Origin of the sequence: Bradyrhizobium sp., from assembly GCF_052389815.1 — a bacterium.
In the GTDB taxonomy this organism is placed as follows: domain Bacteria; phylum Pseudomonadota; class Alphaproteobacteria; order Rhizobiales; family Xanthobacteraceae; genus Bradyrhizobium.
The window spans coordinates 19,078-32,755 of record NZ_JBQTHN010000215.1 but is presented as its reverse complement, the minus strand read 5'-3'; the positions used below and the strand labels follow the sequence as shown (position 1 = coordinate 32,755).

Genomic DNA, 13,678 nt, shown 5'->3' with positions numbered 1-13,678 from the left:
GTATGCGACTTCAAGGCGGCTGCGGTTCACCGCAGCCGCTTTCTTGTCAGCATTTCCTTGAGGATCTGACGGCGGATCGCCTTGTTGGTCAGCGCCGCATCGTGCCACCACCAGCCGTCCGCCTTCATCTTCGACGCAGCTGCGACGAAAAGTTCGGCGACGGCGACAAAATCGGCATCGCTGAAATTGAGGCTGAAGATCAGTCGGCCGGTACCGACCCAGCTCAACGCGAGCCCTTCGGCGCGCAGATAGTATTGAAGCATCCAGTTGTAGCGGGACGGCACTGTATAATGAACCATCCAGATCGACGAGAGATTGCTGACGCGGACCGGCAGATCGGCGGAAGTCATCATCTCGTTGAGGTTCCGTGCTCGCGCGTTCCATTGCTGGTCGAGCCCGTCATAGACGTTGCGGAACGAGGGTTCGGACAGCCGCGTCAGGAACTGGTCCATTGCCGTCATGACGTAGGGATGGGAGTTGAAGGTGCCGCGCGCAAAACAGATGTCGGCGGGACGATCGTTGCGGAAGCGGCGCATCAGATCCTTGCGGCCGCAGACCACGCCGATCGGCAGGCCGCCCGCGAGGCTCTTGCCATAGGTCACCATATCGGCGCGGACGCCGAAGTATTCCTGGGCTCCTCCGGCGGCGAGACGGAAGCCGACGAAGACCTCGTCGAAGATCAGCACGATGCCGCGCTCGGTGCAGACCTCGCGCAGCGCCTTGAGCCAAGCCGTGTAAGCGGCGCGGTCGTACTGGCCGACGCGGGAGCTGTCGACGAGCGAAGAATCGCCCGGCGCGTTGCTGTTGGGGTGGAGCGCCTGCAGCGGATTGACGAGGACGCATGCGATGTCGCGGCGCGTCCGCAGCACGCGCAACGTCTTTTCGGACATCTCAGCCAGCGTATAGGTTTCGTGCGGCGAGACGGGATTGCCAACGCCCGGCTGCACGTCGCCCCACCAGCCGTGATAGGCGCCGGCGAAACGCACCAGATGCGTTCGCCTGGTGTGGTAGCGCGACAGCCGAACGGCCTGCATGACGGCTTCAGTACCGGACATGTGGAAGGAAACCTCGTCGAGGCCGGAAACCTGGCAAAGCCGCTTCGCGTTGTCGGATACGACGGGATGATAGGCGCCGAGCACCGGGCCGAGCGCATGGGCACGGCTTTCCGCCTTGGCGATGCACTCCTTGTAGAAGTCATTGCCAAAAATATTGACGCCGTAGGAGCCGGTGAGGTCGTAGAACACATTGCCGTCGACGTCTGTGACGGTGACGCCGGACGAGGATACGACGAACGAACTGGAGCCGAGATATTCCTGTACAAGCCGGCTGTACTGGAACGGCACCCGGTACGCCTTGGTGAACTGCAGGTCGGAAATGCGCTCGGCGGCTTCCGCGGTCATCGCGCGGCCCGTGGGGTAGCGCTGTTCGTAGAGGCTGGCGAGGCGGAAGAAGCCGTCCTGCCGCTTCGTGGCGATGGCGGGCGGTGCGCCGTCGGAGCGGAAGAAATCGTCGATGTCGAATTCGTAGTGCGGGATCAGCCGCGCGACTGCCTTCGACATCTTCGAGTGGCCGGTCAACGACCGGTGCTTGGCGCGCGACAGCGCCAGACGCGCGCTCAATTTTGGGAAGGCCGCGGCGGTTGCGCCGGCGGCTGTGGACAGGGAGAGAATCAGGGTGGGTGAATCCATGGCAAACAGCGCTAACCAGCCCCGCTGACAGTTTCATGACAGTCAAGGGCCTGATCTCCACCTTCACCCAGCAGGAGGACATCAACTTCCTGCTGACCAACCGGATTCCCCGTGCGGCGATCACCCGCTTCATGGGCTGGTTCAGCAAGATCGAGAACCCGCTGGTGCGGGACGTTTCGATCGCCTGCTGGCGGCTGTTCTCGGATCTCGATCTCTCCGAGGCGAACAAGACGGAGTTCAAGAGCTTGCACGATTGCTTCACCCGAGAGCTGAAGCCCGGCTTGCGTCCGTTCGATCCCGACCCGGCGATCGTGGCCAGCCCGAGCGATGGCATCGTGGGCGCATTCGGCGAGATCGCCGATACCGAGCTGTTCCAGGTCAAGGGTGCGCCCTATTCACTGTTCGACCTGCTCGGCGATCCCCATCTGGTGGAGCAGCACCGCAACGGACGCTTCGTCACGCTAAGGCTTACCTCGAGCATGTATCACCGTTTCCATGCGCCGCATGACGCTCATGTCGGGCAAGTCACCCTGATCCATGGCGATACCTGGAACGTCAATCCGGTTGCACTCAAGCGGGTGGAGCGGCTGTTCTGCAAGAACGAGCGGGCAGTCATTCGCGCCCGCCTTCGAACCGGCGAGGCGCTGACCCTGGTCCCGGTAGCGGCGATATTGGTGGCCAGCATCCGTCTGCACCTCCTCGACGTTACCCTCAACGCACAGACACGGGGACCGACGGTCTTCCCTTGCGATGCCGAGGTACGAAAGGGCGAGGAGCTCGGCTGGTTCGAGCACGGCTCGACCATCATCATCATCGCGCCCGGCGATTTCGCGTTCAGCGAGAACATCAGGGAGGGGCAGCGGATTCGCGCCGGCGAGCCGCTGATGCGAAAGCCGATGCGTGAGGCGTTCTAGCCGCGCCGCACGCTGGCCCCGCCGTCGACCGGCAGCGTCACGCCGGTGATGAAGCTCGCTTCATCGGAGGCCAGGAACAATGCGGCATTGGCGACGTCCCAGCCGGTTCCCATTTTCCTGCGCAGCGGAACCTTGCTGTCGCGCTCCGCTTCGACCTCGGCGCGACTCTTCTTGAATTCGCGAGCCCGAGTGTCGACCGCCATTGGCGTGTTCATCAGACCGGGCAGGATGACATTGGCGCGGATACCGTATTCGGCGTTCTGGTAGGCGAGCTGCTCGGTGAAGGCGATCATCGCAGATTTGGTGGCCTTGTAGGCCACGTATGGATAGGTCGTGATGGCCGCCATCGAGGAGATGTTGATGATGACGCCGCTCCGTTGCTGGCGCATGATCGGGATTACCGCCTTGGCCGCAAGGATACAGCTCTTGAGATTGATCGCCACGCAGCGGTCGAATGCCTCCTCGGTGATCGCCAGCAGCTCGGCATCGCCGCCGGAGAGGCTGACGCCGACATTGTTGTGGAGGATGTCGACCCGGCCCCAGTGGCCCTGCGCATCGGCGACCATGGCCTTGATGTCGGCATCCTTCGTGACGTCCGCCTCGAAGGCGACGCCCGTGCCGCCCTTGGCCGCGATCATGTCCACGGTTTCACGGGCTGAAGCGAGATTGTGATCGACGCACAATACCTTGGCGCCTTCGCGCGCAAAGGTCAGCGCTGTGGCGCGGCCGTTGCCGATGCCTTCGCCGGGGCTCTGGCCGGCGCCGACCACGATAGCGATACGATCCTGCAGGCGCATGTCAGTTCACTCCCGGGATGGGGTACTGCCGCAGTACCTCGCGGGCGTTATCCGGCGAATTCACCAGCACCTTGTGCAGATTGGTATTACGCCTGAGCATGTCGCGATGTTCGGACGCGACCTCGTCGGCCTCCAGATCGGGCAGGCGGGACATCTGTTTCTCCCCGTCCGGCTGTTGTGGCGCAACACCGCCTGCAAGCCGTTCTTGTGTCTCGACCGGGAAGTTGAGCCATATCCGGCCGCCCGCGTAAAGGCGGCCTTGGCGCAGATGTCTCAGGCGGCGACGTCCAGCAGCCGCGACGAACCCCGGATCAGAACGCGGCGCCCACGCGCGGTGATGACGGGAAGGCTGCCATCGGTCGATACGAGATCAAGTGCGACCAGGCTTTCCAGAACGCGGCGCGCTCGGGGACGAGCCGCCGGCGCTGGCGCGCGAAGTGCCTTCAATGTTTCCCACTGTTCGAAAGTGAGATCGCAGTCGAGTTCGCTGTCCATGATGCCTCGAACAGGTCGCGGGGTCATTTCTTGCTGCCTCTTACCGAGGGGGCATGAACAACGTGCGACCGAAGCGAGACGGGATTTTGACTCCGCGCGCGGCGTCCGGTCGCGGGCCGTCACTTCATTTTGATGATGGAATCCGTCTAGCTGTGAATCAATTGGTCGGAACCATCGACGGCGCAGTCTTCGTCCGGGGTATGCTTGCCGAGATCGCGGAGGTGATCGAAACGAACGGCTTGCAGGTCGATCTCCTCCGGTTCGACACGGGGAAGGGTGGCCTCGGCAAGAATATCCGACGTGATGTCTCGCACGGAGCAGTCGGAGATTTCATGAATGAAACTGATGTCCCGGTACTCGCCTGACGTTACGCGGGCCACGACTTCGCGCCGGGTAACTTCAGGATCCACAATGGCCTCGCGGCCGCGTCGCCCGTAGTCGATCATGACAACGAAATATTGCATCAGTCTCCGCCCGTGACGGTGAGGCGCTTACGTCGGGCATTGCTACGGAAAATCGGAACAGAAGTCAAGCGAAATTCCGAAAAAATGAAAAGGCGCCGCAAAAGTGTCGCGGCGCCTTCCAATCCGGCCGAATCAGGCGGCCCCGCCGGGGCGGGTTCCGACCCCGTTACCGGCCGCCCTTCTTGGCCCGTTTGGCCGCCTTGGCGCGCATCCGGTTGATCTGGCCGCGCGGCAAGGTGACGAAGATTTCGCCGATCCATTCGGGCTTTACCCCGTTGATGGCTTTGGCGTTGAAGCTGACGAGGTTGACCACGGTCGGCGATTTTCCCTTCTCGATGGTCTTCAGGTAGCGCTCCCCGGTCTTCAGCCGCACCACGGCTTCCTCGCCATAGAAGGACGAGATCGGGTGGCGCTGGTCCTTGTAGACCACGATAATGTCGCCGTTTTCGTGCTTTGGCAGCATCGAATCGCCCATAACCTCGAAGGCGATGGTCTCTTCATAGACCGGGAAGGGCAGTTCGATCTCCCCCAGGCCCTCCGGCGGCACCTGCTCGTATTCTGGCTCGATGATGGCCCCGGCGCCGACCCGCCCCATGACCGGCACCCAGTTAAGTCTCAGATATTCCATGATCGGCTCGACCTCGGAGGCCTTGATCAGCCTGATTCCCGAGAAGATTTCCGATACCGCACCCGGGCGCACCCCCATGGCGGCGGCCATCCCGCCCTTGGACTTACCCGTCTTTTTCAGTCCCCGTTCGATCATTTTAACGTCAAGCATGGCTATTCCCCTTTCCGATTTCCCTACGTTCCGAATTTCATAATGAAAATCAATGCCGTTTTTCGGAAAAATTAGCTTGACCGAATATTCGGAATAGCATAATGAAGGCCGGGGTCTGCGGCCAGTGAAAAGAAACGGGAACGAGACAAGTGGAATCAGCGTACTGGCCGCCCGCGCATTGCGAGGCGTTGAGCGAGTTTTTGACCAAGGGAATGTCGTACAGGGATGCCGCGGACGCCATAAATGACAGATTTGGCACCTCTTACTCCCGCAGCGCCGCCCTCGGACGCGGGCGGCGGATGGGTCTGGGGGAGCCGGAACGGTCCAAGCCGCCGCCGATGGCCGACGCGACGTTTCAACGGCCACCGAGACCCCGAAGCGATGATTCGGCGCTGCTGCAGCTGCTCCAGCGTCGGCCGGTTTTCCAGCGGCGGAAGGCTGTTCGACTTCGCTGCGTCGACGTCAATCCGCGCCATCTGACGCTGGTCGAGCTCGAACGGGGCGATTGTCGCTACCCCTATGGCGGCGAGCTCGAAGGCGATGCCATCACCTTTTGCGGTCATCGGCGCCGCAAAGGCTCGAGCTATTGCACGCCGCATTTTCATCTCACGCGCAACCCCGACGTCCCGACCGAGCGGGCTGCGAGCATCGCGCCGCTCCGGCTGGTCGCCGCGGCCGGAACCTACCGAGTGGAGAAGTGTTGGAATGGTACGCAGGAAGCGCAAGAAACCCTATGATCCGTCCAAGGCTTACGACCGGCGCGCGCAGGAATTGCCGCACAATGCGGAGGTGGCGGCAGTCGAGGTTGACGATCCCTTCGGCGCCGAGCACGGGGACAGGATTGTTGCCTTGCGCTCGACGCGCGGCGATCCCCTGGCGAAGCTGCATTCGCGCCGGCAGATCGACGAGGCGCAATACCGGGGCGGCCGGGCTTTCCAGAACGACTGGGAGAAGGCCGAGCGCGGCCCGCAAGCGGTCGATCCGACGCGGGAGCGCGTCGATGGAGGCCAGATGCGGGAGCCGATCACGGAAGGGCAGCGCCGGGCGGTGATGCGGCTCAATCGCGTGGAGCATGAGCTCGGCGCCGACGGCACGGCGCTCATCCACGAGGTGCTGATTCTGGGCATGAACATGGAGCAGGTGGGCGAGCGGCGCGACCTGCGCGGCCAGCGCTGGAGGGACTACTTCGCCCGGCGCTTCCAGGAATGCCTCGATCGGCTTGCACTGATCTACGGGTTTGCGGCGCCTGCGCGAATACCCGTCAGAAGCCTCCCGCGCTGAAGCGCAGCGATTGCGTGACGTCGTAGGCCGCCTTGGTCAGCGGAACGGCGTAGTCCACCGTCAGCGCGCCGAAGGGCGAGGCCCAGGTGAGGCCGACGCCGACCGAGGAGCGGACGATGCTCTTGTCGGCGACCTGCAGCGACTGGCCCGAGAAACTCGTCGGGCCGCGGTAGCTGAACACGCTGCCGGCGTCGACAAAGGCCGACGCCTTCAGCCCGTATTCGTCGGGCACCCCGGGAATGCCGCTCTGCAGCTCGGCAGTGGTTGCAAAATACATGTTGCCGCCGACATTGTCCCTGGTGGAGCCCGAAGTCAGGTCGCGAGGGCCGAATCCATAGGGTGCAAAGCCGCGCACCATGGTCGGACCGCCAAAGAAGGTGTTCATGAGCGGCGCCTGCTGGCCGCCCCAGCCCGTGATGTAGCCGCCTTGCCCGCGAACCATGGCGACCAGGTCGCCATTGAGCTGGTGATAGTAGCGCACATCCTGGGTGGTGCGGAGGAATCTGACGTCGCCGCCGAGGCCGGCGAGATCCTGGCTGAGCTGCGACCTGATTCCGCTGGTCGGGCTCTTGTTGTTGTCGAGGGTGCTGAAGGTAGTGGTGGTGCCGGCCTGCGAGACCCAGGCTGGACCAGCCGCCGCGGCCTGCTGGATCGGCAGGGATGCGACGAGGCCGTTGCCGTTCGGCGACAGCGTAATGTTCTGGTTGTAGAGCGAGTAGCGCCATTGCACGCCGATCTGCTCGGTCAGCGGCGTGCCGAACACCAGCGCGCCGCCATAGGTCTCGCTGCCATAGGACTGGTAGCTGGTCGGTTGGCTCACCCGGCCGAACAATTCGACGCCGGCCGCAACCCGCATGCCGAGGAAGTAGGGCTCGGAAGCCGAAAGATTGATGCCCTGCGCGTACTGACCGAACGTTGCCGACGCCTTCACGTCATAGCCGGAGCCATAGAGATTGCGCTCGCCGACCTTGACCTCGCCGAGCCAGCCGTCCTGGGTCGAATAGCCGCCGGAGAAATTGATGTCGCCGGTCGGTTGATCGATGGTCTCGACGTCGAGCACCACGCGGTCCGGCGAGGAGCCCGGACGGCTCGCGATTTTCACGGTCTTGAAATAGTTCAGATTCTTCAGCCGGCGCTCCGCCCGGTCGATCAGGGTCTTGTTGTAGGGATCGCCCTCGCCGAAATCGAACTCGCGCCGGATCACATAGTCGCGGGTGCGCGAGTTGCCGTGGATTTCGATGCGCTCGATATAGGTGCGCGCCCCCTGCTCGATGACGTAAGAGACGTCGATGCGTTGCGCGGCCCGATCGCGGGTGATGCGGGGCACCGCGTGCGCAAAGGGATAGCCGAGCTTCGACAGCTCGATCGCAAGGAGCTCGCTCGTCTTGTCGAGGGCGTTGCCGTTGAACAGGGCGCCATTGCGGATCAGTGCCAACCGCAACAATTGGCCGGGATCGACGTCCGGAGTGTTAGAGATGACGTTGACGTTGCCGAACCTGTAGAGCGGACCCTCGTCGATCGCGAAGGTGACCGTGAAGCCCTTCTGCGCAGGATCGTATTCGGTCCTGGCCGAAGTCACGCCGGCGTCGGCGTAACCCTTGCTGCGATAATAGGCGCGGATCAGGTCCCGGTCCTGCGCGATGCGGTCGGGGTCATAGGCGTCGCCTCCGGTAAGGAAGCTGAGCATCGAATGTGCGGAGGTCTTGATGACCGCGTTGAGTTGCCGGCTGCCGAACGCCCGGTTTCCGGTGTATTCGATCCTGCGCACCGGCGTCTTGGCACCTTCCGCGATCGTGTAGACGAGATCGACGCTGCCATTGCCGCGGTCGATGATCTCGGGCCTGACATTGACCTCGCCGCGCCCGGCGCGCCGATAGATTTCGATGATGCGGTTGCTGTCGGACTGCACCTTGGCGCGCTGCAGCGTGCCGCGCGGCTTGGAATCGATCGCTGCGGAAAGGTCGCTGTCCTTGACCTTCTTGTTGCCTTCGAAGGCGATCCGTCCCAGCACGGGCGCCTCGGTGACGCGTACGACGAGCCTTTCGCCGTTACGATCGATCGAGACGTTCTCGAACAAGCCGGTCGCGATCAGTGACTTCAGGGCCGCATCGCGTGAGACTTCATCATAGCGGCCGCCGGGAGAGGCATGGAAATAGGAACGGATAGTCTCGGCGTCGACGCGGCGGTTGCCCTCGACGACGATTGCATTGCGTGACGATGCGGTTTCGGCCGCGATCGCAATCGACATCGTTGCGATTGTCGCGGCCAGTATCCCGCCCATCGCCAGCAGCAGGTTTGCACGCTGGCGGTGGATGCTGCGTCTGTTACTCACGTCCCTGCCGCACTCCCGATTGTTCCGCCTGTGATGCAATTGCCACCGCAGGGCAAAAGAATGTCCGGCTCAGGGAGAGATGCGGGCCGAACCGGCCAGCGCCTGCCACAATCCGGCCGCCACAATTTGGCCGCCAAGCTTAACGTGCGCTTTCTCAGAATTGTCGCAATGCGCGCTTCATGTCTCGCCAGCAAATATCGGGAGACGTTGGCCATTATCTCCGCCGACGCCCGCCAGGAGCATCACATGCGTTACGTAGTTCTCATCGCCGCCTCGATCCTGCTTGCCCAGCCCGCTTGGGCTGAGAAGCCACCGGAGATCGACCCGCGTGCGTCGCTCGGCGTGGTGCAGCAGTGGATCTACAACTACCGGGCCAAGCCGGATTATGCCCACGTGCCCGCTGCCGTGCGCGTCCTGTTCCACGCCCAGACCTTCAAGGAGCCGGAGAACGCCGGCATCTACCTCGGATTCATCGCGGGTGCGATCGGATCCAACCCGGCAAAGGCCGAAAAGCTGATCGCGAGCTTCTTTCCGGTTGCGCCGGAAGACGAGTGGGTGATCGTCCGCGCCATCGCCTATTCGGGGCATCCGGACTGGCGCAATCTGCTGCGCCGCGTGGCGCCGCGGATGCCGGCGCGTCGCGTCATGATTGACAATTATCTGGCCGGCAAGCTGCCGATCCTGAGCCAGATCCCGCTGGAGGAGACCAAGCCCGGGGTGATGGACAAGCTGAAGACCACGTTCACGAAGAATCCCTTTGCCAAGGAGGAGAAGAAGGTCAGCACGACGGTGACCTTCGCCGGCAGCCAGGATCTGCTCGATACGCTGTGGGGCTATTACTTCGCGACCGGCTCGCACATGCCGATCAAGCGCATCGTGGAGATGCTGCCGTGGAGCAAGAGCCGCGATACCGTCGACAAGCTGACAGTTGGCAGCATGGCGCGCTACACGCTGGCCAGCTACGCCATTCGCGACGCCAAGTTGCGGGAATATTTGCGCGGCGAACTGGCGCGTGCAAAGGAGCCGGTACGGGCACCGCTGGCGGAGGTGGTCGAAGCTGCCGACACCGTACAGATCGGGGCGCTGCGCCGCGATGCCGTGGCCGCGGTGGAGGACCTGAAGGCCAAGGGATCGGACGCCCGGCGCAATCTCGATTTCTGGGGCCAGGTTGGCGTCGGCGCCGTGGCGCTGGGCTGCGTCTCGGCCGCGGCGCTCGGACAAGTCGCCGTCGGCATCCCCTGCGTGATCGGAGGATCGGCTTCGCAGGGCCTGTTGTCGTTCTGGCAGAAGAACCAACAGTAGCGGCCGGTGGCCGGTCGGGACGGCAGGCTGCCGGCATGATTTACCGGCCGTGCCGTCACGGGCCGGTCGGCCTGTAGCTATGCCTGCGAAAGGTCCGGCCCTGCAAAATCCGGATTTGGCGTTGTCTTCGGCCTTCGCTAAAAAGTCACAAAGCGAAGGCCCGGCGCTGTTGCGTCTGGGCGAAGCAACGGGAAACGCCTGAATGACCGCCGGACCGCATCTGCCGGAGCGCACGCCGCGCGCAAAGGATCAGCCGACGGCGCTCGACGGCCTGCTGGTGGTCGACTTCACCCGCGTCGTCGCCGGGCCGGCCTGCACCCAAATGCTGGCGGATTTCGGCGCCGAGGTCATCAAAATCGAGAATCCCGACGGCGGCGACGATACGCGGGCGTACGAACACGCGGAAATCGCTGGCGAGAGCGCGGCCTTCCTCAGCCTCAACCGCAACAAGCGCGGCATCGCGCTCGATTTCACCAATCCGAGAGCGCTGGAAGTCGCCCGTGCGCTGATCGCCAAGGCGGACGTGGTGGTGGAGAATTTCTCCGGCGGCGTGATGAAGAAGTACGGGCTCGACTACGAGTCGGTGGCACCGATCAATCCGCGCCTGGTTTATTGTTCGATTTCCGCTTACGGCCGCAAGGGAGCGTTCGCGCTGCGTCCGGGCTTCGATCCGATCACCCAGGCCGAGAGCGGTTTCATGTCGCTCAACGGCTTTCCTGACGGAGAGCCGGTGCGCACCGGCCCGCCGATCGTCGACATGGCGACGGGCATGTCCGCTTGCAATGCCATCCTGATGGCGCTCCTGGCGCGCGACAAGCTCGGCCGCGGCCAGCGCGTCGAGGTTGCGCTGATCGACATCGCGGTCGCCATGACCGGCTTCTACGGCATGGCCTATCTGATCAGCGGCAATAATCCTGGCCGCTTCGGCAACTCGCCGAACGGATCGCCAACGGTCGGCGTCTATCGCGCCTCCGACGGCCCGCTCTACATGGCCTGCGCCAACGACCGGCTCTATCGCCGCCTGGTGACGGAAGTGCTGGAGCGGCCGGACCTCGTCACCGATCCGGATTTCTCCCACCGCAAGGCAAGGACAGCCAACAGGGAAAAACTGCGCGCCATCATCGCCGGTGTGTTCGCCACCGACACGCTCGAGAACTGGATGGCGAAGATGAAGAAGGCCAACATTCCCGTCGGCTATCTACGCACGGTGGAGGAGGGATTCAATGCACCCGAGGTGCGCGATCGCGATCGCTTGAGCCGAATTCCCCACCCGACGGCAGGCGCAGTGCCCAACATCGAGACGCCGCTCAACATGAGCCTGACCCCGACGGTCGATCCGGTGGCCGCGCCGCTGCTCGGGCAGCATACCAAGGACGTGCTGCGCAGGACGCTTGGTTACGACGATCGCCGTATTGCCGAGCTGGCCGAGGCCGGCGCTTTCGGCAAGGCGATTCCGACGCGCGGGACAGATGAATAGGAAGATTCGAGGAGCGAAGCACATGAATGACGGCACGCCGATCCGGCCGGAGCGCAACGTCGAACTCGGCGCCAGCGGCGAGGAATTCCAGAACCTGCACGAGTTCGTGCGCAAGGCGCGCGCCCGGCTCAACCAGAATGCCTGGGACTATATCGTCGGCGCGGCCGAGACCGAGACTACCATGCGCCGCAACCGCATGTCGCTCGACGAGATCGCATTCCGCCCGCGGGTGCTGCGCAATGTCGCCAAGGTCGATGCGTCGGTCGAGGCGTTCGGCCGCAAGCTGCGGCTACCGGTAGTGCTGGCACCGGTCGGCGCACTCGAAATCTTCGATCCCAATTCCGCGGCGGCGGTCGCACGCGGGGCGGGCAGGTTCGGCGCATCTCACATGTTGAGCTCGGTCTCCGAGCCGGGTCTGGAAAAGACGGCGCAGGCTGCGCCCGACGCCCTGCGCTTCTACCAGCTCTACGTCCGCGGCGACGACGCCTTCGTCAAGGACGTGGTCAGCCGCACCGTTGCCAACGGCTATGCCGCCTTCTGCCTGACCGTCGACACCGCGCATTACAGCCGGCGCGAGCGCGACATCGCCAAGCGTTACGTGCGCGACAGCCGGATTCGGGCTACCGGCGGCGATTTCCAGAAGGGGCTGGATTGGCGCACGGTGAAATTGATCAAGGACAAGTTCAGGATTCCACTTGTCATCAAGGGAATCGCGACGGCCGAGGATGCCCGGATCGCGCTCGATCATGGGGTCGAATGGATCTACGTCTCCAACCATGGCGGGCGGCAGCTCGATCACGGCCGCGGGGCGATGCATGTGCTGCCCGAGATCGTCAATGCGGTTGCCGGACGCGCGAAGATCATGGTCGATGGTTCGTTCTGCCGCGGTACCGACATCGTCAAGGCGATCGCCGCCGGCGCCGATCTCGTCGGCATCGGCCGGCTGCAATGCTGGGCGCTGGCAGCGGCCGGCGAGGAGGGTATCGTCCGCATGCTGGAGCTGCTCGAGGACGAGGTGATCCGCTGCCTCGGCCTGCTCGGTGTGACCAGCTTCCGCGAACTCGACAAGTCCTATCTGCATCAGGCTGCGGCGACCAATCTGCCAGATGTCTTCAGCGCCTTCCCGCTGCTGGATATCGAGCCGTACCGGTATTAATACGGGCGCCTACTGCAGCCACAATCCCGACATCATTCGGCGTCGCGCGTTTTGCCGCGATGCGCCGATATTGATTGGGAAATTTCGGCTGCGTTCCGATGGCCGGGCGTTCGTGTCGCGCAGCAATCCAACAAGTTCCGCTGGATCGTCCTGAAAATGCGCCAAGCGCTGACGTTTTCGGCCACATTCGAAAACGACCATCGAAGCATGAAAACGCTCGCCGTCATTTCGATTCTGGCGCTGCTCACCATCTCGGGCGCCGCCTATACCGATCAGATGCTGGTTTCCGACCAGCACGCGGTGCAGCGGGGGAATTGACGCTGGCCGCCGGGGGCGGGCGTCGGGGACAAGTGGGGCGAACGATGCTTTCGGTGGATCAGGTTCTCAGGCTCATCAGCGTGCCGGCCGTCCTTCTGGCCCTCCATATCGCAACGCAGGTTTCGGGCGGCTGACCGCCGAGCCGGGCCGGTCTTGCTTGCCGCCTCAACCGATCCGCCAATCCGGCGGAGACAAGCGCCGGAAATATGGTAACGTCCTTTCGAGAACCGGAGGGCGGCGATCATGATTGAACCGAAGTTGGAAGTTCCGGCGGAATTGCGAGATCTGGCCGAAAAAACCATCGACCAGGCTGAAAAAGCGTTCGGCATGTTCTTCGATGCCGCCGCCAAATCCATGGCCTCGATGCCGAGCCCGGGCACCGAGATTTCCAAGCAGGCGCTGAATTTCACCGAGCAGAACATGAAGGCGGCGTTCGAACATGCCCGCAAGCTGGTTCATGCCACCGATCTTCAGGAGGCGCTGCGCATCCAGTCGGAATTCCTGCGCAGCCAGTTCACCAATGCCGGCGAGCATATGCGCCAGATCTCGGGCGAGGCGATGTCGGCGGCCAAGGACGCCACCAAGGGCAAGTTCTGAAGTTTCGAAATTCCCCTTGACGCGTCGGGCAAATCAGGTGTATCTGGTCATCATCGCGAAGAGCATCTGAGCCCGCGCC

At 63.4% G+C, this 13,678-nt stretch carries 15 protein-coding genes; 8 read left to right on the top strand and 7 right to left on the bottom strand.

Translation table 11 applies throughout. The annotated features are described in order from the left end of the window. Positions 1-26: 26 nt before the first annotated feature. Positions 27-1,688, bottom strand: coding sequence for an aminotransferase class III-fold pyridoxal phosphate-dependent enzyme (locus tag ACT4OC_RS29100; RefSeq protein WP_444842511.1), 1,662 nt, complete (start codon positions 1,686-1,688; stop codon positions 27-29). Between the two features lie 35 nt (positions 1,689-1,723). Between ACT4OC_RS29100 and asd the strand changes: the two genes are divergently transcribed. Further along, positions 1,724-2,602 (top strand): archaetidylserine decarboxylase, encoded by an 879-nt coding sequence (gene asd / locus ACT4OC_RS29095; protein WP_444842510.1) that lies wholly within the window; start codon positions 1,724-1,726, stop codon positions 2,600-2,602. Here the strand turns inward: asd and ACT4OC_RS29090 are convergent. The 5 genes from ACT4OC_RS29090 to ACT4OC_RS29070 all read right to left on the bottom strand — a co-directional run bounded on the left by ACT4OC_RS29090 (position 2,599) and on the right by ACT4OC_RS29070 (position 5,136). Continuing rightward, complete coding sequence (locus tag ACT4OC_RS29090) at positions 2,599-3,399, bottom strand: SDR family NAD(P)-dependent oxidoreductase (protein WP_444842509.1); 801 nt, start codon at positions 3,397-3,399, stop codon at positions 2,599-2,601. The two genes, asd and ACT4OC_RS29090, sit on opposite strands and share 4 nt — an antisense overlap. Before the next feature lies 1 nt (position 3,400). Then, complete coding sequence (locus tag ACT4OC_RS29085; RefSeq protein WP_444842508.1) at positions 3,401-3,553, bottom strand: hypothetical protein; 153 nt, start codon at positions 3,551-3,553, stop codon at positions 3,401-3,403. A gap of 119 nt (positions 3,554-3,672) precedes the next feature. Beyond that, positions 3,673-3,894 carry a hypothetical protein gene (locus ACT4OC_RS29080; protein ID WP_444842507.1) on the bottom strand — a complete coding sequence of 74 codons (222 nt, stop codon included), beginning with the start codon at positions 3,892-3,894 and terminating at the stop codon, positions 3,673-3,675. 146 nt (positions 3,895-4,040) lie between these two features. Continuing rightward, positions 4,041-4,358, bottom strand: coding sequence for a hypothetical protein (locus ACT4OC_RS29075; protein ID WP_444842506.1), 318 nt, complete (start codon positions 4,356-4,358; stop codon positions 4,041-4,043). A gap of 166 nt (positions 4,359-4,524) precedes the next feature. After that, positions 4,525-5,136 carry a S24 family peptidase gene (locus ACT4OC_RS29070; RefSeq protein ID WP_444842505.1) on the bottom strand — a complete coding sequence of 204 codons (612 nt, stop codon included), beginning with the start codon at positions 5,134-5,136 and terminating at the stop codon, positions 4,525-4,527. Between the two features lie 149 nt (positions 5,137-5,285). Between ACT4OC_RS29070 and ACT4OC_RS29065 the strand changes: the two genes are divergently transcribed. Continuing rightward, entirely contained in the window at positions 5,286-5,873 is a 588-nt protein-coding gene (locus tag ACT4OC_RS29065) for a GcrA family cell cycle regulator (protein ID WP_444842504.1), read from the top strand. After that, positions 5,842-6,417, top strand: coding sequence for a hypothetical protein (locus tag ACT4OC_RS29060; RefSeq protein ID WP_444842503.1), 576 nt, complete (start codon positions 5,842-5,844; stop codon positions 6,415-6,417). The genes ACT4OC_RS29065 and ACT4OC_RS29060 overlap by 32 nt, the downstream gene beginning before the upstream one ends. On the opposite strand, the gene bamA is transcribed toward ACT4OC_RS29060, so the two are convergent. Beyond that, positions 6,398-8,749 (bottom strand): outer membrane protein assembly factor BamA, encoded by a 2,352-nt coding sequence (gene bamA / locus ACT4OC_RS29055; RefSeq protein ID WP_444842502.1) that lies wholly within the window; start codon positions 8,747-8,749, stop codon positions 6,398-6,400. The genes ACT4OC_RS29060 and bamA overlap by 20 nt on opposite strands. 246 nt (positions 8,750-8,995) lie before the next feature. On the opposite strand from bamA, the gene ACT4OC_RS29050 reads away from it, so the two are divergent. The 5 genes from ACT4OC_RS29050 (at position 8,996) to ACT4OC_RS29030 (ending at position 13,599) form a co-directional block, all read left to right on the top strand. Next, a complete protein-coding gene (locus ACT4OC_RS29050; protein WP_444842501.1) occupies positions 8,996-10,051 on the top strand; it encodes a hypothetical protein in 1,056 nt (351 codons plus the stop codon). A gap of 202 nt (positions 10,052-10,253) precedes the next feature. Then, positions 10,254-11,528: a CaiB/BaiF CoA transferase family protein gene (locus ACT4OC_RS29045; protein ID WP_444842500.1), complete on the top strand. Its 1,275-nt coding sequence runs from the start codon at positions 10,254-10,256 to the stop codon at positions 11,526-11,528. A gap of 22 nt (positions 11,529-11,550) precedes the next feature. Beyond that, positions 11,551-12,684, top strand: a complete 1,134-nt coding sequence (locus tag ACT4OC_RS29040; RefSeq protein WP_444842499.1) for an alpha-hydroxy acid oxidase — start codon at positions 11,551-11,553, stop codon at positions 12,682-12,684. A 51-nt stretch (positions 12,685-12,735) separates the two neighbouring features. Then, positions 12,736-13,002 (top strand): hypothetical protein, encoded by a 267-nt coding sequence (locus ACT4OC_RS29035; protein WP_444842498.1) that lies wholly within the window; start codon positions 12,736-12,738, stop codon positions 13,000-13,002. Between the two features lie 243 nt (positions 13,003-13,245). Beyond that, complete coding sequence (locus ACT4OC_RS29030) at positions 13,246-13,599, top strand: phasin (RefSeq protein ID WP_444842497.1); 354 nt, start codon at positions 13,246-13,248, stop codon at positions 13,597-13,599. Positions 13,600-13,678 lie beyond the last annotated feature (79 nt).

Excerpts from the sequence above, each read along its gene's own strand:
- ACT4OC_RS29100 (WP_444842511.1), bottom strand. The coding sequence starts at position 1,688 with ATGGATTCACCCACCCTGATTCTCTCCCTGTCCACAGCCGCCGGCGCA.
- asd (WP_444842510.1), top strand. The coding sequence starts at position 1,724 with ATGACAGTCAAGGGCCTGATCTCCACCTTCACCCAGCAGGAGGACATC.
- ACT4OC_RS29090 (WP_444842509.1), bottom strand. The coding sequence starts at position 3,399 with ATGCGCCTGCAGGATCGTATCGCTATCGTGGTCGGCGCCGGCCAGAGC.
- ACT4OC_RS29085 (WP_444842508.1), bottom strand. The coding sequence starts at position 3,553 with ATGTCCCGCCTGCCCGATCTGGAGGCCGACGAGGTCGCGTCCGAACAT.
- ACT4OC_RS29080 (WP_444842507.1), bottom strand. The coding sequence starts at position 3,894 with ATGGACAGCGAACTCGACTGCGATCTCACTTTCGAACAGTGGGAAACA.
- ACT4OC_RS29075 (WP_444842506.1), bottom strand. The coding sequence starts at position 4,358 with ATGCAATATTTCGTTGTCATGATCGACTACGGGCGACGCGGCCGCGAG.
- ACT4OC_RS29070 (WP_444842505.1), bottom strand. The coding sequence starts at position 5,136 with ATGCTTGACGTTAAAATGATCGAACGGGGACTGAAAAAGACGGGTAAG.
- ACT4OC_RS29060 (WP_444842503.1), top strand. The coding sequence starts at position 5,842 with ATGGTACGCAGGAAGCGCAAGAAACCCTATGATCCGTCCAAGGCTTAC.
- ACT4OC_RS29050 (WP_444842501.1), top strand. The coding sequence starts at position 8,996 with ATGCGTTACGTAGTTCTCATCGCCGCCTCGATCCTGCTTGCCCAGCCC.
- ACT4OC_RS29045 (WP_444842500.1), top strand. The coding sequence starts at position 10,254 with ATGACCGCCGGACCGCATCTGCCGGAGCGCACGCCGCGCGCAAAGGAT.
- ACT4OC_RS29040 (WP_444842499.1), top strand. The coding sequence starts at position 11,551 with ATGAATGACGGCACGCCGATCCGGCCGGAGCGCAACGTCGAACTCGGC.
- ACT4OC_RS29030 (WP_444842497.1), top strand. The coding sequence starts at position 13,246 with ATGATTGAACCGAAGTTGGAAGTTCCGGCGGAATTGCGAGATCTGGCC.